16 protein-coding genes are annotated in these 19,023 nt (G+C 62.3%); 13 read left to right on the forward strand and 3 right to left on the reverse strand.

What is annotated here, in order from left to right; translation table 11 throughout:
- The first annotated feature begins 15 nt into the window (after nt 1–15).
- Nucleotides 16–2,100 carry a methyl-accepting chemotaxis protein gene (locus GGR20_RS15115; protein ID WP_246349654.1) on the forward strand — a complete coding sequence of 695 codons (2,085 nt, stop codon included), beginning with the start codon at nt 16–18 and terminating at the stop codon, nt 2,098–2,100.
- 216 nt (nt 2,101–2,316) lie between these two features.
- Nucleotides 2,317–4,380, forward strand: a complete 2,064-nt coding sequence (locus GGR20_RS15120; protein ID WP_246349656.1) for a methyl-accepting chemotaxis protein — start codon at nt 2,317–2,319, stop codon at nt 4,378–4,380.
- Nucleotides 4,381–4,400: 20 nt separating this feature from the next.
- Here GGR20_RS15120 and GGR20_RS15125 read toward each other — a convergent pair whose 3' ends face one another.
- Entirely contained in the window at nt 4,401–4,706 is a 306-nt protein-coding gene (locus tag GGR20_RS15125; RefSeq protein WP_183312207.1) for a hypothetical protein, read from the reverse strand.
- Between GGR20_RS15125 and GGR20_RS15130 the strand changes: the two genes are divergently transcribed.
- From GGR20_RS15130 to GGR20_RS15175, 10 genes are all read left to right on the forward strand, one after another.
- Nucleotides 4,678–6,717, forward strand: a complete 2,040-nt coding sequence (locus GGR20_RS15130; RefSeq protein WP_183312208.1) for a methyl-accepting chemotaxis protein — start codon at nt 4,678–4,680, stop codon at nt 6,715–6,717. The two genes, GGR20_RS15125 and GGR20_RS15130, sit on opposite strands and share 29 nt — an antisense overlap.
- A gap of 393 nt (nt 6,718–7,110) precedes the next feature.
- Complete coding sequence (locus GGR20_RS15135; RefSeq protein WP_183312209.1) at nt 7,111–8,877, forward strand: methyl-accepting chemotaxis protein; 1,767 nt, start codon at nt 7,111–7,113, stop codon at nt 8,875–8,877.
- 110 nt (nt 8,878–8,987) lie between these two features.
- On the forward strand, nt 8,988–9,281 hold the full coding sequence (locus GGR20_RS15140) for an antibiotic biosynthesis monooxygenase family protein (protein WP_183312210.1): 294 nt from the start codon (nt 8,988–8,990) through the stop codon (nt 9,279–9,281).
- A 2-nt stretch (nt 9,282–9,283) separates the two neighbouring features.
- Nucleotides 9,284–9,640, forward strand: a complete 357-nt coding sequence (locus tag GGR20_RS15145; protein ID WP_183312211.1) for a DUF1801 domain-containing protein — start codon at nt 9,284–9,286, stop codon at nt 9,638–9,640.
- Between the two features lie 99 nt (nt 9,641–9,739).
- Nucleotides 9,740–11,242, forward strand: coding sequence for a protoglobin domain-containing protein (locus GGR20_RS15150; RefSeq protein ID WP_183312212.1), 1,503 nt, complete (start codon nt 9,740–9,742; stop codon nt 11,240–11,242).
- A gap of 73 nt (nt 11,243–11,315) precedes the next feature.
- The gene (locus GGR20_RS15155) at nt 11,316–11,678 is read left to right on the forward strand and encodes a methylglyoxal synthase (protein WP_183312213.1); all 363 of its coding nucleotides are present in this window, start codon (nt 11,316–11,318) and stop codon (nt 11,676–11,678) included.
- Nucleotides 11,679–11,797: 119 nt separating this feature from the next.
- Nucleotides 11,798–12,568: an ABC transporter ATP-binding protein gene (locus tag GGR20_RS15160; RefSeq protein WP_246349658.1), complete on the forward strand. Its 771-nt coding sequence runs from the start codon at nt 11,798–11,800 to the stop codon at nt 12,566–12,568.
- Entirely contained in the window at nt 12,569–13,273 is a 705-nt protein-coding gene (locus GGR20_RS15165; RefSeq protein WP_183312215.1) for an ABC transporter ATP-binding protein, read from the forward strand. It begins immediately after the preceding gene.
- Between the two features lie 3 nt (nt 13,274–13,276).
- Nucleotides 13,277–14,281: an ABC transporter permease subunit gene (locus tag GGR20_RS15170; RefSeq protein ID WP_183312216.1), complete on the forward strand. Its 1,005-nt coding sequence runs from the start codon at nt 13,277–13,279 to the stop codon at nt 14,279–14,281.
- Complete coding sequence (locus GGR20_RS15175; protein ID WP_183312217.1) at nt 14,278–15,603, forward strand: branched-chain amino acid ABC transporter permease; 1,326 nt, start codon at nt 14,278–14,280, stop codon at nt 15,601–15,603. The genes GGR20_RS15170 and GGR20_RS15175 overlap by 4 nt, the downstream gene beginning before the upstream one ends.
- Nucleotides 15,604–15,607: 4 nt before the next feature.
- On the opposite strand, the gene GGR20_RS15180 is transcribed toward GGR20_RS15175, so the two are convergent.
- Together GGR20_RS15180 and GGR20_RS15185 are read right to left on the reverse strand one after the other, a co-directional pair.
- The gene (locus GGR20_RS15180; RefSeq protein ID WP_246349660.1) at nt 15,608–16,285 is read right to left on the reverse strand and encodes a class I SAM-dependent methyltransferase; all 678 of its coding nucleotides are present in this window, start codon (nt 16,283–16,285) and stop codon (nt 15,608–15,610) included.
- Between the two features lie 47 nt (nt 16,286–16,332).
- A complete protein-coding gene (locus GGR20_RS15185; RefSeq protein ID WP_183312218.1) occupies nt 16,333–17,535 on the reverse strand; it encodes an ABC transporter substrate-binding protein in 1,203 nt (400 codons plus the stop codon).
- Between the two features lie 233 nt (nt 17,536–17,768).
- Between GGR20_RS15185 and GGR20_RS15190 the strand changes: the two genes are divergently transcribed.
- Entirely contained in the window at nt 17,769–18,815 is a 1,047-nt protein-coding gene (locus GGR20_RS15190; protein ID WP_183312219.1) for a glycine betaine ABC transporter substrate-binding protein, read from the forward strand.
- Nucleotides 18,816–19,023: the final 208 nt, after the last annotated feature.

The following is a 19,023-nucleotide window of genomic DNA, read 5'->3' on the forward strand; positions in this document are numbered from 1 at the left end:
TGGGAGGGGGAAACCATGAAAATTCTGACGGGCTGGCGCCACATGCGCATGACCACAGCCATTGCTGCCTTGCTGTTGACCAGCATCATGGTGACCATCGTCGCCTATAGCGTAAGCACCTATCTCAGCCTGCGCGGGCAAGCCGTGGGACAGGCCATTGCGCAGCAGAACGCAGATCTGAAGACGGCCGCGACGGTCCTTGAAAAGCGCCTGTCCGGATCGGTACTGACCTGGTCGGAGGAGGATGGCAGCATTGTCAGCTTCACCACCTATTCCATTCCCTATTTCTACGACACGGGCGCGGTGGACTCGGTCACCCAGGTGACCGGCGGCGAAACCATCGTGTTCAGCCTCGATGAGCAAGGGCAGTTCGTCGCCAAGTCGACCAGCTTGGAGGCCGAGGCGGAAGGCGAGCGCCTGACCGATTTCGTGCTTGACCCAGCCAGCCCGGCCGCCGCCACGCTGACATCGGGTGCCGCGTTCCATGGCGAGATGACGCTTGCAGGCACAACCTACAATGCGGCGGCCTATCCGATCCACAAGCTCGATGGCACTTTGCTTGGCGCCTTCTGGGTGGGCAAGGATGTGGCGCTGGCCGATGCGGCTGCCAATGCGGCGCTGCCGGGACTGGCGGCGATGGCCGGTGTGTTGCTCGTGGTGATGGGGCTGATCGGACTTCTGGCCTCGCGCCTCCTGACCCGGCCAATCCCCAGGCTGGCCGAAACCATGGATGCCATTGCCGCAGGCGACTACACGGTCGAAGTGCCCTTTGTCGAACGCGGCAACGAGATCGGCGCCATGGCGCGTGCAGTGGAAGTGTTCCGCGAGAACGGCCAGCGGGTCAGCCAGATGACCGAGGCCGAAGCGGCGCGGATCGTGGCTGATCAGGAAGACCGCCAGCGCATGATGGGCGAATTGCAGGATGCGTTCGGCGTGGTGGTCGATGCGGCCGCGGCCGGCGATTTCGGTCGCCGCGTCAATGTGGAATTCCCCGATCCCGAACTCAATGCGCTTTCGAGCAGTGTCAATAATCTGGTGGCGACGTTCGAGCGCGGCGTGACCGAAGTCGGCTCGGTGCTTGGCGCCCTGGCCAATACAGATCTGACCCTCCGCATGCAGGGTGAATATCAGGGCGCCCTGGCGCAGCTCAAATCAGATACCAATGCGGTGGCCGAAAAACTCAGCGATGTCGTCGGACAGTTGCGGGCCACCTCCGGCACCCTCAAGACCGCAACCAGTGAAATCCTTTCGGGCGCCAATGACCTGTCCGAACGTACCACCAAGCAGGCGGCAACGATCGAGGAGACCTCGGCGGCCATGGAGCAGTTGGCGACGACGGTGCTTAGCAATGCCGAGCGGGCGCAGGATGCCAGCCAGCGCTCCAGCGTGGTCACCCGTACCGCCGAAGAGGGCGGGCAGGTGATGGCCGACGCAACCGAAGCAATGGAAAAGATCACCAGTTCATCAGGCAAGATCTCCAATATCATCGGCATGATCGACGACATTGCCTTCCAGACCAATTTGTTGGCGCTCAACGCGTCGGTGGAGGCGGCGCGTGCCGGTGAGGCCGGCAAGGGTTTTGCCGTGGTCGCTGTGGAAGTGCGACGTCTGGCGCAATCGGCAGCACAGGCCTCGAGCGATGTGAAAGCGCTGATCGAACAGAGTGCCGACGAAGTTAAAGGCGGGTCGAGCCTGGTGGCCAATGCGGCGACCAAGCTGAATGCCATTCTCGAGGCGGCGCGCGCGTCAAACGAATTGATGCATTCCATCGCTTCGGAAAGCCGTGAACAGGCATCGTCCATCGAGGAGGTCAATATGGCCGTACGCACCATGGACGAGATGACCCAGCACAATGCGGCGTTGGTCGAGGAGATGAATGCGGCGATCGAACAGACCGAAGCCCAGGCGACCCAGCTCGACCAGATTGTCGAAGTGTTTCGGGTAGACGAACAGGCAGATGCCTCTCCCCGCACCGCTGATCGGGCGGCGGTGGCCGAGATGCCCCTGGCGCCCAAGCCCACCTCCCGACTCAAGGCGGCCAGCCGCACCTATCTCAGCCAGGGCAATGCCGCGATCGATGCCGATTGGAACGAATTCTAGGCACGCAGAGCCGGCATGTGGCGTCAGAATGGGGTGGCTACTCTGAAAAAGTCTCCCCAACTCTGTAAAGGGAAGGGCATTATCGGGTGATTCAGGCCGCAAATTTACACTGCGGTGCCTGCAAAATGAAAATGCATGGCGACTAAGTTACTGTAATACTTGATTAAATTTGAGGCTTCTATGCTGTCCCCCAAAGTGCAACGCTTGGGGGCAAGCATGTCTGGTCTGGCTTCTCGTCTGTTTGGTCGTTTGAGTCTGAGGTTCCAGATCTCGGGTCTGGTGATGGCGGCTATCGTGGTGTCCATCTCGGTGGTGGCCATGGCGGTCTATCTCAGCTTCTCATCGACGATGATGCAGCAAGGCCGGGATCGGCAGGACAGCAATCTCAAGACAGCGGCAACCATCTTTGCCGCAGCTACCAACAATAAGGGTGGAACGGTGGTCCACTGGGCCGAGGACGGCGCCATGAGCCAGGTGACGGGCTGGGCGCTGCTGCCTTTCTTCGATACCGAGCTGGTCGACGGCATTGCCCGTGTCACCGGGGCCGAGGCCGCCATCTACATCACTGACAAGGACAGCGGCGCGCTGGTCAACAACACCACCACGCTGCATAGCGCGGACGGGGAGAGCCTGAAGGGTCGCGCCATCGACCCCGAAGGTCCGGTGCTGGCGGCGTTGAGTGCGGGCGAAGGCTGGTTCGGCGAGGAAGAGCTGGCCGGGCAGCGCTATTATTCGGCCTATTTTCCGGTCAACCGGGAAGACGGGGCGCTCGCCGGGGCCCTGTTTGTCGGCGAGACAATGGCGACCATCGAGCAATCGGTCGCCGACATGATGGGGTTCCTCGCCGTGATCGCCCTGGCCACCGGGCTGGTGCTGGCTGGTATCGGCTATGTGGTGAGCCTGGTTATCATCCGCCCAATCCCGCGCATCGCCAATGCCATGGGGTCAATCGCTGAAGGGGCCTATGACACCGAAGTGCCCTATCGTGAGCTGGGCAATGAAGTTGGCAGCATGGCCCGTGCGGTGGAAGTGTTCCGCGAAAATGGCCTGCGCGTCAGCGAAATGACCGAGGCTGAGGCTGCGCGTATCGTTGCGGACGAAGAAAACCGCCGCCAGATGATGGCAGAATTGCAGGGTGCGTTTGGCGCGGTGGTCGATGCCGCCGTGGCCGGCGATTTCGGGAAGCGCGTCGCCACGCAGTTCCCCGACGAGGAGCTCAACGTGCTGGCGTCGAGTGTCAACAATCTGGTCTCCACCGTCGATCGCGGTGTCAGCGAGGTTGGGGCAGTGCTCGGGGCCCTGGCCAATACCGATCTCACTCGCCGCATGGAGGGCGACTATGAAGGCGCGCTGGCGCGACTTAAGGACGACACCAATGCGGTGGCCGACAAGCTGAATGAAGTGGTCGGGCAGTTGCGCGCCACGTCGGGCACCCTCAAGACCGCGACCAGTGAAATCCTTTCCGGCGCCAATGACCTGTCCGAGCGCACCACCAAGCAGGCGGCCACGATCGAGGAGACCTCGGCGGCCATGGAACAGCTTGCCAGCACCGTGCTCACCAATGCCGAGCGGGCGCAGGATGCCAGCCGCAGCGCGGCCCAGGTGACCCAGACCGCCGAGGATGGCGGGCGAGTCATGGTCGAGGCGACCGATGCCATGGAAAGGATCACGACCTCCTCGGGCAAGATTTCCAACATCATCGGCATGATCGACGACATCGCCTTCCAGACCAATCTGCTTGCCCTCAACGCGTCCGTGGAAGCGGCGCGGGCCGGTGAAGCGGGCAAGGGCTTTGCCGTGGTCGCCGTGGAAGTGCGGCGCCTGGCGCAGAGCGCCGCGCAGGCCTCGAGCGAGGTCAAGACGCTGATTGAGCAGAGCGCCCATGAGGTCAAGGGCGGCTCGCGCCTGGTGGCCGATGCGGCGACCAAGCTCACCGCCATTCTCGAAGCGGCCCGCACCTCCAATGACCTGATGCATTCGATTGCCAATGAAAGCCGCGAACAGGCCTCGTCCATCGAGGAGGTCAATACCGCCGTGCGCACCATGGACGAGATGACCCAGCACAATGCGGCGCTGGTCGAAGAAATGAATGCCGCAATCGAACAGACCGAAGCCCAGGCGACCCAGCTCGACTGGATCGTCGATGTGTTCCATGTGGGTGAAGCAACTGCGCCGACTTTGCCGGCGGCGGCCAGCGCAAAGGCGCGTGTGAAGACCGCCGGAAGGGCCTATCTGGCTCAGGGAAACGCCGCGCTTGAGCCGGACTGGAGCGAGTTCTAGGCGCACCCGCGCGGACAGAATCAGATGCGGGCGCGGTGCGGATGGAGGGCAATGGTATCTGTTTCCGACCCGTCCCTGCGGTCAGACCGGGCAAAAAAAGTGTCGAATTGCACATTTTTTGTCCCGGAATGGCGGTCAAAATCGGTTCCGGAAAAATCCGTACAGTTTTCGGTAAACTGTTTCTCATAGCGTGTTTCGCCTGTGGCCGGTTCCGGGAGTGTTTCCAGAAGGAAGGCCGGGTCCGAACGGGGGAGAACCGCTATGAAGCAAATTGCGCGCTTTTTTGGAAATGTGCGCATGACCACCACCATCATGGTTTTGGTCATGTTGTCCATCATTGGCTCGATCGCCGCGGTTTCGACCGCGATTTATTTGAACCTGCATGCACAGTCCATGGCGGACAGCGAAGTGCAGCAGGAAACCAATCTGGGCGTGGCCGCCACGATTCTCGAGCGCCGCATTTCCGGTTCCGTGCTGACCTGGAACGAAGAGGGCGCCATCGGCTCCTTCCAGAGCTGGGCCATACCGCCCTTCTACGATACCGAAGTGATCGACTCGGTCACCCGCGTGACCAAACAGGACGCGGCCATTTATGTCACCGACTCGGCAAGCGGGGACATGGTTGCCAAGACGACCAGCCTGATGGCGGATGCGGAGACCCGCGCCGTGGGCGGGGCGCTGGCGGCCAATAGCGATGCTGTCACCCGGCTCAATGCCGGGGAGATGGTGCTGGGCGCCATCGATATTGATGGGGTCGAGTATTATGCCGCCCTGCAGCCGATCCAGAAGACCAGCGGCGAGGTGATGGGTGCCATCTTTGTTGGCACGCCCATGGCCCAGGTGGAGGCTGCGGCCAATTCCGTGCTCAACCTGATCGGCGTAGTCGGGGGCGCGGCCGTTGTCGCGTTTGGGGCCATCGGCTTTTTCGCTTCGCGCCTGATTACCCAGCCGATCCCCAAGCTGGCGGCGACCATGGATGTGGTGGCTCAGGGCAATTACGAGATCGATGTGCCCTATACCGATAAGGGCAATGAAGTGGGTGCCATGGCCCGTGCGGTGGAAGTGTTCCGCGAGAACGGCCTGCGCGTCAGCCAGATGACCGAGGCCGAAGCTGCGCGCATCGTGGCCGATGAAGAAAAGCGCCGGCTGATGATGACCGAGTTGCAGGCCGCGTTTGGCGAGGTGGTCGATGCTGCGGTTTCGGGCGACTTCACCAAGCGCGTGCATGCCGAATTCCCCGATGCCGAGCTCAACAGCCTTGCCGGCAGCGTCAACAATCTGGTCGAGACCTTCGATCGCAGCGTGGCCGAAGTGGGCGAGGTGCTTGGCGCCATGGCCAATACCGATCTGACGCGCCGCATGACGGGTCAGTATGAAGGCGCCTTTGCCAAGCTCAAATCCGACATCAATGCGGTGGGCGAGAAGCTGACCGAAGTGGTCATGCAGCTGCGCCGGACCTCCGGTTCGCTCAAATCGGCGACCGGCGAGATCCTCTCGGGCGCCAATGATCTCTCGGAACGCACCACCAAGCAGGCCGCGACCATCGAGGAAACCTCGGCGGCCATGGAGCAGCTTGCCTCTACCGTCCTGAGCAATGCCGAGCGGGCCAAGCAGGCCAGCGCCAGTGCATCCAAAGTGACCCGCACCGCCGAAGAGGGTGGGCAGGTCATGGATGCGGCCAACGACGCCATGGAACGCATCACCGCTTCCTCGGCCAAGATCTCCAACATTATCGGCATGATCGACGATATCGCCTTCCAGACCAATCTGCTGGCGCTCAACGCCTCGGTGGAAGCGGCCCGTGCGGGTGATGCCGGCAAGGGTTTTGCCGTGGTCGCCGTGGAAGTGCGGCGTCTGGCGCAAAGCGCGGCCAGCGCGTCCTCGGACGTCAAGGCGCTGATCGAGCAGTCGAGCGGCGAAGTCACCACCGGCTCCAAGCTGGTGGGTGAAGCCGCCGGCAAGCTGGCCAGCATGCTCGAAGCCATCCGCGAGAACACCCAGTCGCTCGAAGCCATTGCCCGCGACAGCGCCGAGCAGGCCACCTCCATCGAGGAAGTGACTGCGGCCGTGCGGACCATGGACGAGATGACCCAGCACAATGCGGCACTGGTGGAAGAAACCAACGCGGCAATCGAGCAGACCGAGGCACAGGCGACAGAACTCGACCGGATCGTGGACATTTTTGCCATCGATCAGGCCAGCGTGGACCTGATGGCGCCCCCGGCGACGGCCCGGCGTCAGGCGCATCCCGCGCCAGCCAAGGCCAGTCAGAAGGCCGCCAGGGCCTATCTCAGCCAGGGCAATGCGGCCATCGCAGCCGACTGGGATGAATTCTGAGCTTGAGCAGCACCGCATGAAGTCAAGGGGGCGCCCGGCGCCCCCTTTTTTGTTGCCGCAACAACTTTATCGGGTTGGCCTGATGGAAGGCCGAAAAACGATCTGACCCGGCCGGTGTCCAGCGATGGGCGCCGGCCCATTTGTCTATCGAGGCAGATTACTTCAAATATTGCTCGGATGTGCGAACTGATGAGGTAGGAGTATTGGTATATTTCCGTATCCAGCTTCTGAATTTCATCAGACAGGTCAAGGTAAGCAGTAGAGATTTTCCGAAAAGTCCCGACTTAGGGCAAATCATTACATCTAAATATATGCTGTTGTTAACTTTCCGGTCGCAGCCTTGATGTCGAGGCCGTCCATTGCTGTTTGGGTGGCAGGGGTTGAGAGGCAGACATGGTTGAGATCTCCTTTGGCAGAAGCCATCGTGACAATGCGGCAAAGGTTGCGGCGATCTCGCGCAGCCAGGCGGTGATCGAGTTCGCGCTGGATGGCACGATCATCACGGCCAATCAGAACTTCCTTGATGCAATGGGCTATCGGCTGGATGAGGTCGCGGGCCGGCATCATTCCATGTTCTGCGATCCCGACTATGCCAAGAGCGCCGAGTATAAGAGCTTCTGGGCCGATCTGGCAGAGGGCCAGTTCAAGTCGGCAGCCTTTCAGCGCTTCGCCAAAGGAGGGCGCGAAGTCTGGATCCAGGCCAGCTACAATCCGGTGTTCGACCCTGCCGGCAAGCCGATCAAGATCATCAAGTTTGCCACCGACATTACCGAGCAGACCCAGCGCTCGGCTGATCTGGCGGCGCAGATCGCGGCCATTTCCAGGGTGCAGGCGGTGATTGCCTTCAACCTCGATGGCACCATCATCGAGGCGAACGAGAATTTTCTGGCTACCGTCGGTTACCGCCTGGACGAAATCGTGGGCCAACACCATTCCATGTTCTGTGATCCGGACTATGCGCGCAGCAGTGACTATGCTCAGTTCTGGGACCGCCTGCGCTCAGGACAGTACGAGGCCGCCGAGTTCCAGCGCCTGGGCAAGAATGGTAAGCAAGTGTGGATCCAGGCCAGCTACAATCCGGTGCTCGATGCCGCCGGGCGGGTGGTCAAGGTGGTCAAGTTCGCGACCGATATCACCGAGCGCAAACGGGCCGAGGGCATCATCGCCGAACTGACCTCGAGCCTGGCACGCATGGCCAAGGGGGACCTTGGCAGCCGGATCGAGCACCAGTTCACCGGTCAGTACGAACAATTGCGTCTGGCTTTCAATTCCTCGCTGGAACAGCTTGAAGAGATCGTTTCAGGGCTGCGCCGAGCCTCGGGCACGTTGCGCACGGCAACCGCAGAAATCCTCTCGGGCGCCAATGATCTGTCCGGGCGCACCACCAGGCAGGCGGCCACGATCGAGGAAACCTCGGCGGCGGTGGAGCAGTTGTCGAGTGCGGTGGCGGACAACGCCAAGCGCGCGGCGAGGGCCAGCGACAAGGCGCGCTCTGTGTCGCAAAATGCCACAGACGGCGGGGCGGTGATGAACGATGCCACCAAGGCCATGACCGCCATCGAGACGTCATCGGGCAAGATCTCCAACATTATTGGCATGATCGACGACATCGCCTTTCAGACAAACCTGCTTGCGCTCAATGCGTCCGTGGAAGCGGCCCGCGCGGGCGATGCCGGCAAGGGTTTTGCAGTGGTGGCCGTGGAAGTGCGACGGCTGGCGCAGAGCGCGGCCAGCGCCTCTTCGGACGTCAAGGCGCTGATCGAAGCCAGTGCAGGCGAGGTGCGCAGCGGGGCGCAACTGGTCAATCGCGCCGCCGAGCAGCTGCATGACATTCTGGCCGGGGCGGAAGAAAGCGCGGTGCAGATCGACGCGATCGCCACTGCCAATCGCGACCAGTCCGGCGCGCTCGAAGAAGTGGCCGTAGCCGTCCGGCAGATGGACGAGATGACCCAGCACAATGCAGCGCTGGTGGAACAAACCAATGCCGCCATCGAGCAGACCGAGGCTCAGGCGGCCGAGCTGGACCGGATCGTTGCGGTGTTCCGCTGGGCTCATTCTGAGGCGCAGCCAAGTCCCGCAAAGTCTCAGCCACCGCGACTTCGAGCCGTATCGCAATCCGCCGGCAATGCGGCACTGGCGACCGACTGGACGCAGTTCTAGGCGTTTCTTACCCGGCTGAGCCAGGCCAGACTACTGACGCAAGCTGACAGCACGGCGCGAGAGGAACGCGTACGGCGGACGGTCCTGCCGTTTCCAAATTGGAGTGCGTCATGCAGATACTTGAACTTGTCACCTTTCGTCTCGCAAACACCGATCGCCAGGCCTTTCTTGCGGCCAACGATGCTGTAAACAGCTGGGCTCAGCGGCAGCCCGGTTTTGTCAGCCGCACCTTGAGCGAAGGCGAGGACGGGCAGTGGATCGACATGGTGGTGTGGGCCAGCGACGCCGATGCCAAGATGGCGGCGGCTGAGATGAGCCGGATTACGCAGGATTTCGACGCCATGATGATGATCGACCCCGGCAGCGTCGTCATGCGGCACAGCGCTGTTCGGCTGGCGGCCTGATTATGAACCAGGCCGAGCTTGACACAATACTGGCCCAGCAACCCGAATCCGCAAGACAGCTGTGCCACGACGTGGTCCGGCTGCTGGAGAACGTGGCGGGTCTGGCTGGAAGCGTCAAGCTCGGCTGGCGGTCAGTCAATTTCCGGCACGACGTCGCCGGACTGGTCTGTGCCGTCTTTCCACATGAGGATCGGGTGGCGATCTATTTCGAGAATGGCAGACAGCTCGAGGATGCTGATGGTTTGCTTCAGGGCAGCCATTTGAAGAAGGGCCGTTTTTTGTGGCTTTATCCCGGCGAGCCGGTGCCCGAAACGGCAATTGTGATGCTGGTGGCCGAAGCTGTGGCACTCAAGCTCTAGCGGCATAAGTAGATCCCGATAGGGATTTGTTAACCATGATGTTTACCCCGCAGGGGTCTGATCGGTGCTGAGGAACAGCGCGGTCAACCGGGGGCAGGGATGCAGGACACTTTTGCGCAAAGGCTCGCATTTGTCGGGCTCGACAATGATGTGGAGGCCCGGCTGGCACCGATTGCAGATCTGGTCGAACGCCATGTCGAGATCGCCCTTGAGCGCTTCTCGGCGCAGGTCGCCACGAGCTCCAGCGCAGCGCGCTTCCTTTATGGCCGCGAGCGGCTTGAGAGCAATGGCGAGGGCCTGGCCGAGCATTGGCGGGCGCTGGCGGCGGGCCGGTTCGATGCCGGCTTTGCTGAAGCCGCGCGGCGCATGGGGCTGCGTCACGCCCGCATCGGGCTCGAGACACGTTGGCATGTGGGCAGTTATGCCAGCCTGGTCGATAGTTTAGTCAAAGGGGTTATTCAGGATGGCATGGCGGCCGCGCTGCAGTCCGGGCGGGGCGCGCTGGGGCTGTTCGGAAGGCCCGATGAGGCTGGAGTTTTGCGGGTGGCAGAGGCGATGGCCGAGGGCCTGTCGACGCTTTTGAGCGGTGTGCTGCTCGACATTGACCTCAGCTTGTCGGGTTATATCGCCAAGCTGCGCGAAGACGGTCTCAACGGGGTCGAGGCACAGCGCCAACGGCTGCGCCAGGCCGTAGAGCAGGCCGGGCAGACCCTGGAACTGGCAGCCGACGGCCAGAGGCATGAGGTCGCCGCCGCGCCGACAGACCCCGATCTGGCGCCGCTTTACGCAGGAGCCGAGCGGCTTGCCGACAAGGTGATTGCGCTCATTGCGGAACTCGAGGGGTCGCACGCGGCCCTGCGCGAGGTCGCTGGAGATGTGGCGGCGCATGCTGCAGCGCTGACCGACACGCGGGAGGAACAAGAGCAGAGCGGGGCGGCGCTTGCCGACACATTGGCCAAGCAGGTCCCGCTTGCCAATGAGCTTTGCGCGGCCCTTGATGATGCGATGCGCCGTGACAAGGCTGTGCAACGCAAGGGCGCCGGGCTGCGCAAATCAGCGATGACGGTCGAGGCGGCGCACGCGGCGCAACAGGCAGCACTGGATGGTTTTGCCGAACAGCTCGATGCCCTGCATCTGAGTGCGCAATTGCTGGCCGCTCAGGGTGAGGACGCGGCCGTGCGCGCCCTGTCTGCCGGTCTTGGTCGGCTGTCCGGCCAGTTTCGGGCGCATCGCGTGCAATCGGCCGGCCGGCAGGAGGAGTTGACCCGCAGCGTTGCCGCGCTGTGCACCGCCCTGGAGCGCCTGAACGGCATAGCGGCCGACAATTTACCGAACATCGCCCCCGCGGCTAGGACAGCGCGCGAGCAGCTTGCCTGTCTTAGCGATATGGCTGCGCAAGCGCATGAACTCGGCGTTGCGCTGAGTGCGGACAGGGAAAAGAGCCAGACGGCGATGGAGGGTGTGCGAGACGCCCTGCTGACGAGCGATGCCTTCGCCGACCTTGTGGCCGCCTTCGCGTCGGAAGAAACGGCGGCGGAGGAGACCGTGACCTTTCCCGATCACGACCAGACTGCCCTGGCCGCCCATTGGCACGCGGGATAGCAGCGGCCTCCATTGCCCTTTTGTGCGTTGGCGGGCATGAAGACACCAGCGAAATTCAACAAGGGCATTGGCAATGGCGCGCATCGGTCTGGTGGCTCACGACGACAAGAAGGATGACCTCTGCCGCTGGGTCGAAGCGCATAAGGACAAGCTGGTCCAGCACGAGCTCTGGGGCACCGGCACCACCGGCAGCCGGATAACGGCGGCCACCGGGCTGGAAGTGAACCTGCTCAAGAGTGGTCCTTTGGGGGGCGATCAGCAGCTGGGCGCGATGATTTGCGAGGGGCGGCTGGATGTGCTGATTTTCTTTATCGATCCGCTCTCGGCGCAGCCTCATGATGTGGACGTCAAAGCGCTGACGCGCCTGGCGACGCTCTATGATGTGCCCCTGGCCAACAACAAATCCACAGCAGACGCGGTGCTGGCGGCGGTCTGAGGGGTGGCTGAAGGTTGATATTGCCGGCTCGTTGTGAGCAGATGCCCCAAAATTGCCCGGATTGAACCGGGTACACAGGCATTCAGGAAACCGGGGCTAAATTCGACTTGTCCTCAGACTTGGTTATTGACGTTCGCAACGTCTCGAAACATTTCGGCGGCCTCACCGCCGTCAACAATTGCTCGCTCTCGGTCAAACGCGGCTCGATCACCGGGCTGATCGGCCCCAATGGCGCGGGCAAGTCCACATTGTTCAATATGGTTGCCGGCAATATCGTGCCCGATGAGGGTCAGGTGATCTTCGATGGCGAAGACGTCACCGGCCTGCCGCCGCACCGGCTGTTCCGCATCGGCATGCTGCGCACCTTCCAGATTGCGCATGAATTTTCGCAGATGACGGCGCTAGAAAACCTGATGATGGTGCCCGGTGACCAGCCGGGCGAGCACCTGATCGAAACCTGGCTCCGCCCGGGCCTCGTGAAGAGCCGCGAGACCGAAGTGCGCAAGAAGGCACTTGATGTCATCGATTTTCTCAAGCTCGGTCATGTGCGCGACGAGCTGGCCGGGAATCTTTCGGGCGGACAGAAAAAGCTGCTCGAACTGGGCCGCACCATGATGGTCGACGCCAAAGCGGTGTTGCTCGACGAAGTGGCTGCGGGCGTTAACAAGACCCTGCTGAATGATCTGGCCTCCAATATCGAGCGAATGAATCAAGAGCTGGGCTACACTTTCTTTGTCATCGAGCACGATATGGATCTGATCGGACGGCTCTGCGATCCGGTGATCGTCATGGCGCAGGGTGAAAAGATTGCAGAAGGCCCGATGGCCGAAATCCGTGCCAACCCCGCCATTGTCGAAGCCTATTTCGGCACGCCGGTGGAGGGTGCGTAAATGGCATTGATCGAGCTCAAACACGTCGTCGGCGGATATGGCGGCGCGCCCATTCTCAATGGCGTCAACATGGCCATCGACAAGAGCGATATCGGGGTGATCGTGGGCCCCAATGGCGCGGGCAAGTCGACCACCCTCAAGGCCATTTTCGGTCTGCTCAAGGTCACTGGCGGCACCATCGATTTTGGCGGGGAGAACATCGCCAATTCATTGCCCGACAAGCTGGTGCCCAAGGGCCTCAGCTTCGTGCCGCAGGAAAAGAACGTCTTCACGTCCATGAGCGTGGAAGAGAATCTTGAAATGGGCGCCTTTACCCGCACCGACGACTTCTCTGACACCATGGACTGGGTCTATGCCATGTTCCCGGTACTCGCCGAAAAGCGCCGCCAGCCGGCAGGCGAATTGTCGGGCGGCCAGCGGCAGATGGTGGCCATGGGCCGGGCCTTGATGAGCAAGCCGAGCCTGCTGATGCTGGACGAGCCCTCGGCCGGGCTGTCGCCGCGCTATGTGATCGAGATTTTCGAGACCATCCAGCGGGTCAACCAGGAGGGCGTGGGCATTCTCATGGTCGAGCAGAATGCACGCCAGGCCCTGGCCTTTGCGTCGAAGGGGTTTGTGCTCGCAGGCGGGCAGAACCGCTATACCGGCACCGGGGCAGAGCTGATTGCCGACCCCGAAGTCGCCAAAAGCTTTTTGGGGGGCTGAGCGGTGGATGAGCTGATTTTCTTCATTAATCGCGTGCTGATTTCGGGCACCGTTCTGGGTTCCATCTACGCGCTGGGCGCCATCGGCGTGACGCTGATCTTCGGCATTCTGCGCTTTGCCCACTTTGCCCATGGCGACATGATGACCATGGGGGCCTTTATCGCCTTTGTGCTGGCAACGGCGCTGGCGGCGATGGGCGTAGTGCTGCCGCTGCCCCTGGGGTTTATCGTGCTGCCCGTGGCGATGGTGATCACGGCGGTGATCGCGCTGGGTATCGACAAGGGTTTTTATGCACCTCTGCGTGCCCGCGGCGCCAAGCCGGTGACGCTGCTCATCGCCTCTATCGGTGTGACGCTGATGATCCAGGGTCTGGTGCGTCTGATCTTTGGTTCGGGCACGCAGAGCATTTATGTGGGCCAGCCCAAGGAAATCTTCCGTCTCGACATGAGCTGGGCCGGTGGATCGCGGCCGATCAGCATTACCGAGCCGCAGCTGCTCATGTTCATCGTCACCGCGCTGCTGGTGGTGGCATTGCACCTGTTTCTGACGCGCTCGCGGCTGGGCAAGGCCATGCGCGCCATGGCCGACAATGCCGCGCTGGCGCAGGTATCGGGCATCAATACAGCCCTGGTAGTGCGGGTGACCTGGGTGATTGCCGGTTCGCTGGCCTGCGTGGCCGGCACGATGCTGGCGCTCGATGTGGCGCTGATGCCGGATCTGGCCTTCAACATCGTCTTGCCCATCTTTGCCGCGGCGATCGTGGGCGGGCTGGGCCATGCTTATGGCGCCATTGTGGGCGGCTTCCTCATCGCCTTTGCCGAGACGCTGGCGGTGTTCAACTGGACAGCCGTGTTGCGGCCGCTCAATGGCGTGCTGCCCGAAGCCATGCAATTGCCGGCCAATCTGGCACTGGTGCCGACCGAATATAAACTCACCGTGGCTTTCGTGATCCTGGTCATCACCCTGCTCGTGCGGCCCACCGGTATCTTCAAGGGAGCGTCGACATGAGCGCTGCGTCCCCCAACACCCGTGCGGGCTGGGACAGCCCGCTGCGTCGCGGCCTGATGCTGTTTGCCGCCATGTTCCTGATCGTGGTGGCGGTCGGCGTCATCCAGGGCACGGCCTCCATGCTGCTGATCCTGGTCCAGGCGACCGGCTTTGCACTGATCGCGCTGGGTCTCAATATTCAGTGGGGCTATGGCGGGCTGTTCAATTTCGCCATCATGGGCTTCCTCATGGTGGGCGGCGCTTCGACTGTTTTCCTGTCCTACCCGGTCAATATGGATTTCTGGAATAGCGACGGGCCGATGCTGCTGGGGCGCGCCCTGATCGCCTTCCTTGTCGGGTTGGGTCTGGTGATGGCGGTGCGCCAGAGCCATCGCATCGGCATTACCGGCACGCTCAAGACCGTCCTGGTGGTGCTGGCCTGGTTTGCCGCCTATGTGCTTTATCGCAGCCGAATTAACCCGGCCGCCGCCTATATCGAGGACACTGCCGGCTTTGTCGGCGGATTGGGTCTGCATCCGGTGCTGGGGTGGCTGTTTGGCGGCCTGGTTTCGGCCGTCATTGCCTTTTTCATCGGCAAGATCAGCCTGGGGCTGCGCACCGACTACCTGGCCATCGCCACCATTGGCATTTCCGAAATCCTGCGCGCGCTGATCAAGAACATGGACTGGTTGACGCGTGGCACCATGACCGTGTCGCCCATGCCCTGGCCGACGCCGTTGCCGCAGGCGCTGCAAGCCAATGGTATGGCCATTGCGGACAGTTTCGTCGCTGCCCGCGTCATGTTCCTGGTGCTGGCGGTGATTGTCCTGGTTGTTGCGTTCGTCCTGGTGCAGCGCGCCTATGGTGGTCCCTGGGGCCGCATGATGCGTGCCATCCGTGACAATCACATCTCGGCCGCGTCCATGGGCAAGGACGTCACCGGGCGCCAGCTCGAGCTGTTCGTCTTCGGCTCGATCCTGATGGGCATTGGCGGGGCGATCCTGGCCACCTTCACGCAGATCTTCGACCCCTCCGGCTATCAGCCGATCAATCATACCTTCATGATCTGGGTCATGGTTATTGTCGGGGGCGCCGGTAACAATTGGGGCGTGGTCCTGGGGGCCTTCCTGATCTACATCGTCTGGGTGGTGTCCGACCCGCTGGCGCAGCTCATCTTCCTCAATCTCTCGGCCCTGACCGAGCAGATCGGCTGGGGCGCCATTCCCGAGATCGACAGCCGGGCCCTGCAAATGCGCGTCTTCGTGCTCGGCGTGGTTATCACCGTCGCCCTGCGCTTTGCCCCCAAGGGGTTGATTCCAGAGGTGGTGCACCGCACCAATTGAGCATTCAGGCCGGTGGGCGCCGCCCGGTGACCCAGAGCCATTGTGTGGGCAGCGCGTCAAAACCGCTGCCCATGACCGCCTCGAGGTGCGGATCAATCCAGCCCGCGACACGATAGGCTCTCTCTAGTCCGTCTATCGTGGGATAGTTGTAATACCGGCCCAAATGGTCTCGCCCCTCGCCATGGCTAGCTTTGTAGCTGGCGACGAAAAGGCCCCCGGGCCGCAGGGCGCGGTGGATGCGGCCAAGAATGTCTGGCAAGTCCTGTGCCGGGACGTGCAGCAGGCTGGCACTGGCCCAGACGCCGTCATAGGCGGCCTCCGCATCAATGTCTTCGAAGCGCAATAGGCGCGCCCTGTGATCTATGCGCTTACGGGCCTCGGCGACCATTTCGGGCGTGCCATCGGTGGCGTCGGTGTCAAAGCCAAGCTGCAGCATACGGGCTGCGTCCATGCCATTGCCGCAACCGAGCTCCAATATGCGGGCGCCTGCCGGCAGGGCGTGGAGAAAACGGCTCAGTCGATGACCGGTGGGCGCGTCCGGTGGCTGGCATAACGCTCGGCATGGCGCGCGTAAAAGCTCAGGGATTGCTCGTCCATTGGCCGCTCCCGGAACAGAGATAAGAAAAGCGGCCCAGGATCGCTCCCGAGCCGCTGGATTTGTCAGGTACTGCCCGGCGCGCATAGCGCTCCGGGCTCTACCGCCGACGCTATGCGTCGGATGGCGTCATGCTACTCGATCAGGCCTTTGTTGACCACTTCGCCGCCCTCAACCATGAAGTAGTTGATGGCACCGGCAACGTCGCCGACATCGTCGAACTCGATGCTGCCGGAGGCGCCTTCGTAGTTGATGTCGGTGCCCGCAGCGATCAGCTCCTTGGCCTTCTCCCATTCGCCCGGCAGGATGGTCTCGCCCGGTGCGTTGGCGACTTCACGCAGTGCGGCGGAAACGCCCTCACGCTCGGCTGAACCGTTCTTCTCGATGGCGAGGGCCAGCAGGAACACGGCGTCATAGGAGTTGGTCACGTAGGTGCCATTGGCGTCCTGGCCGGCGGCCTCGGTGATGGTGGCCAATGCATCGAAGGCCGGACCTTCGGCCGGAGCGGCCTGGGTCAGGATCATGCCTTCCAGGCTGGCCGCATCGCGGCTGGCCAGCAGGGCTTCACCGGCCATGCCGTCGCCACCAACGAACAGGTCGAACGAACCGGCTTCAACGGCCTGGTTGAGAATGGCGCCGCCGCCGGCATTTTCGTAGCCATAGATGACCAGCGTGGTGGCGCCGGAGGCTTCGATCTGGCCGATTTCGGGGCGATAGTCAGCCTTGCCGTCTTCATGGGCGACATTGGCGAGCACGGTGCCGCCGCCGGCCACGAAGGCGTCCTCAAAGGCGCCGGCGAGACCAGAACCGTAGTCATTGTTGACATAGGTCAGGCCGACTTCGTTGATGCCCTGGGCCAGCAGCAGCTCGGCTGCCTTGACGCCCTGGATGGAGTCCGGAACCACGTCGCGGAAGATCAGGTCATTGTCGTCGAGCTCGGCAACGGCCGGTGCGGTCGAGGATGGCGAGATCATCACGACATTGCCAGGAATGGCCGAGCCATTGGCACCGGCGATGGTGACGCCCGAGCAATAGCCGCCGAAGATGGCGACCACGTTTTCCGCATTGACCAAACGGTCAGCGGCCGGACCGGCGGTGCCGCCGTCGCAGGCGCCATCGGCCAGGACCGAGGTCAGGGTCTGGCCATCCAGAATGCCGCCCTGGTCATTGACATTGGTGATGGCAAGATTGCCTGCGTCCACCATGCCCGGTGCGAAACCGGCGATTGGGCCGGTCACGTCGGCGAGGAAGCCGAGCTTGACTTCCTGGGCCAGCGCCGGAGCGGCAATGATCAGGGTAGAGGCGGCGACCGCCAGGGTCAGGGTTTTCTTGAACATTCACGTCCCTCTTTTTCGGTTGCGTGCCGGGTGGTCTTGGTGACCCCCTTCTTGCGGCGCGACAACAGGATGGGGGGCGTCTCATACGCCCCGCCGGAGGGGACTGTTGCACACTCTTGGTCGCCATGTCACCGGGGTTTGCGCGCCAACTCCAATAGGCGTTGCGGTTGCTTAACGGGCCCGGCGCGGGCAAGACTTGGGTTCAATCTGCCAACGGTCGCCAGGAAGCCACTATGCCCAATCTTTGCCGTGTCATTGCCATGCTGGGCCTGGTCCTGTTGGTGCAGCCGGCCCGGGCGCAGTTCGAGGTGCTCGATAGCGCTCAGGATGCGGCCGGTTCGAGCATAGGCGGGCAAAGTGAGGGCGGAGAGGGGACCGCGCCGGCCCCGGTCTGCGGCAACCGGCCCTTGTCTATCGCCCGGATGAGCTGGCCGTCTGCGGCGCTGCTGGCCGAAATCCATGCGCGTATCCTGAGCGCGGAATTCGATTGCGAGGTGCGGGTGGTGCCGGGCGATCAGGCCGCCACCGCTTCCTCCATGGGCTCGATCGGCCAGCCGCAGGTGGCGCCCGAACTCTGGATCAACCGCATTGCCGATCTGTGGAACGGTGCCATGGAGGGCCAGATGGTGCGCAGCGCGGCGCCAAGCTATGCCACCAACCAGTTCGAGGGCTGGTACATGCCCGCGACCCTGGCGGACAGTTTCAGCGCTGCCCCGACAGCATCCGGTCTGGCCGAGGTCCTGCCGCAACTGGAGCAGGACAAACCCGTGCGCTTCATTTCGTGTCCGCTCGACTGGGCCTGTTCGGTCATCAACCGCAATCTGGTGTCCGCACATGGGCTTTCGGGGCTGGTCGAAATCGTCGAGCCGGCCAACCGGCTGGAGATGGATCAGCTGATCGCCGAAGCGCTCAATCGGCGCGAGCCGTTCCTGTTCTACTACTGGCAGCCCAATGCCATTCTCGCCCAGCTCGACTTCACGGCCATCGACATGGGTGCCTATGACGAGGCGGCCGCCCAGTGCCTGGCCGAGCGCGATTGCGCCGATCCCCGGCCCTCGGCATTTCCCAGCGACACGGTGGTGATCGCGCTGGTCGAACGGGTGTTTACCCAGACGCCCGAGATTGCGCGCTATTTCCAACGCGCCAGCCTGCCGCTCGACGAGATGAATGATCTGCTCGCCCAGCTCAATGCGGGCGGGGCCACGATCGAAGCGATTGCCGAGCGTTTCGTGAGCGAACGGGCCGCGCTTTGGCGCGACTGGGTCGGGGCGCCTCTTTGAGATGGCTGCCGGCATGATTTTTTTTGACTTGATTCAGTCGAATTTTTACCCGTTGGCATCTTGAGCAATCAAGATGTGGCGCTATTTCAGTCATCGCGCCAAGTGCCTCAGTCTAGTTGACAAGACAATCGTGCGCAATAAGTCTGTCGGTGCTCAAATAGTGGCCGATTTGACACATAATTCTGCCACCGTTAAAGTTTGGTACATT

The sequence above is a fragment of the Devosia subaequoris genome (assembly GCF_014197055.1).
GTDB classification, from domain to species: Bacteria; Pseudomonadota; Alphaproteobacteria; order Rhizobiales; family Devosiaceae; genus Devosia; species Devosia subaequoris.

What these genes read in the sequence shown, in the direction of transcription:
- GGR20_RS15115 (WP_246349654.1), top strand. Translation starts at nt 16, where the DNA reads ATGAAAATTCTGACGGGCTGGCGCCACATGCGCATGACCACAGCCATT.
- GGR20_RS15120 (WP_246349656.1), top strand. Translation starts at nt 2,317, where the DNA reads ATGTCTGGTCTGGCTTCTCGTCTGTTTGGTCGTTTGAGTCTGAGGTTC.
- GGR20_RS15130 (WP_183312208.1), top strand. Translation starts at nt 4,678, where the DNA reads ATGACCACCACCATCATGGTTTTGGTCATGTTGTCCATCATTGGCTCG.
- GGR20_RS15125 (WP_183312207.1), bottom strand. Translation starts at nt 4,706, where the DNA reads ATGACCAAAACCATGATGGTGGTGGTCATGCGCACATTTCCAAAAAAG.
- GGR20_RS15135 (WP_183312209.1), top strand. Translation starts at nt 7,111, where the DNA reads ATGGTTGAGATCTCCTTTGGCAGAAGCCATCGTGACAATGCGGCAAAG.
- GGR20_RS15140 (WP_183312210.1), top strand. Translation starts at nt 8,988, where the DNA reads ATGCAGATACTTGAACTTGTCACCTTTCGTCTCGCAAACACCGATCGC.
- GGR20_RS15145 (WP_183312211.1), top strand. Translation starts at nt 9,284, where the DNA reads ATGAACCAGGCCGAGCTTGACACAATACTGGCCCAGCAACCCGAATCC.
- GGR20_RS15150 (WP_183312212.1), top strand. Translation starts at nt 9,740, where the DNA reads ATGCAGGACACTTTTGCGCAAAGGCTCGCATTTGTCGGGCTCGACAAT.
- GGR20_RS15155 (WP_183312213.1), top strand. Translation starts at nt 11,316, where the DNA reads ATGGCGCGCATCGGTCTGGTGGCTCACGACGACAAGAAGGATGACCTC.
- GGR20_RS15165 (WP_183312215.1), top strand. Translation starts at nt 12,569, where the DNA reads ATGGCATTGATCGAGCTCAAACACGTCGTCGGCGGATATGGCGGCGCG.
- GGR20_RS15175 (WP_183312217.1), top strand. Translation starts at nt 14,278, where the DNA reads ATGAGCGCTGCGTCCCCCAACACCCGTGCGGGCTGGGACAGCCCGCTG.
- GGR20_RS15180 (WP_246349660.1), bottom strand. Translation starts at nt 16,285, where the DNA reads ATGCGCGCCGGGCAGTACCTGACAAATCCAGCGGCTCGGGAGCGATCC.
- GGR20_RS15185 (WP_183312218.1), bottom strand. Translation starts at nt 17,535, where the DNA reads ATGTTCAAGAAAACCCTGACCCTGGCGGTCGCCGCCTCTACCCTGATC.
- GGR20_RS15190 (WP_183312219.1), top strand. Translation starts at nt 17,769, where the DNA reads ATGCCCAATCTTTGCCGTGTCATTGCCATGCTGGGCCTGGTCCTGTTG.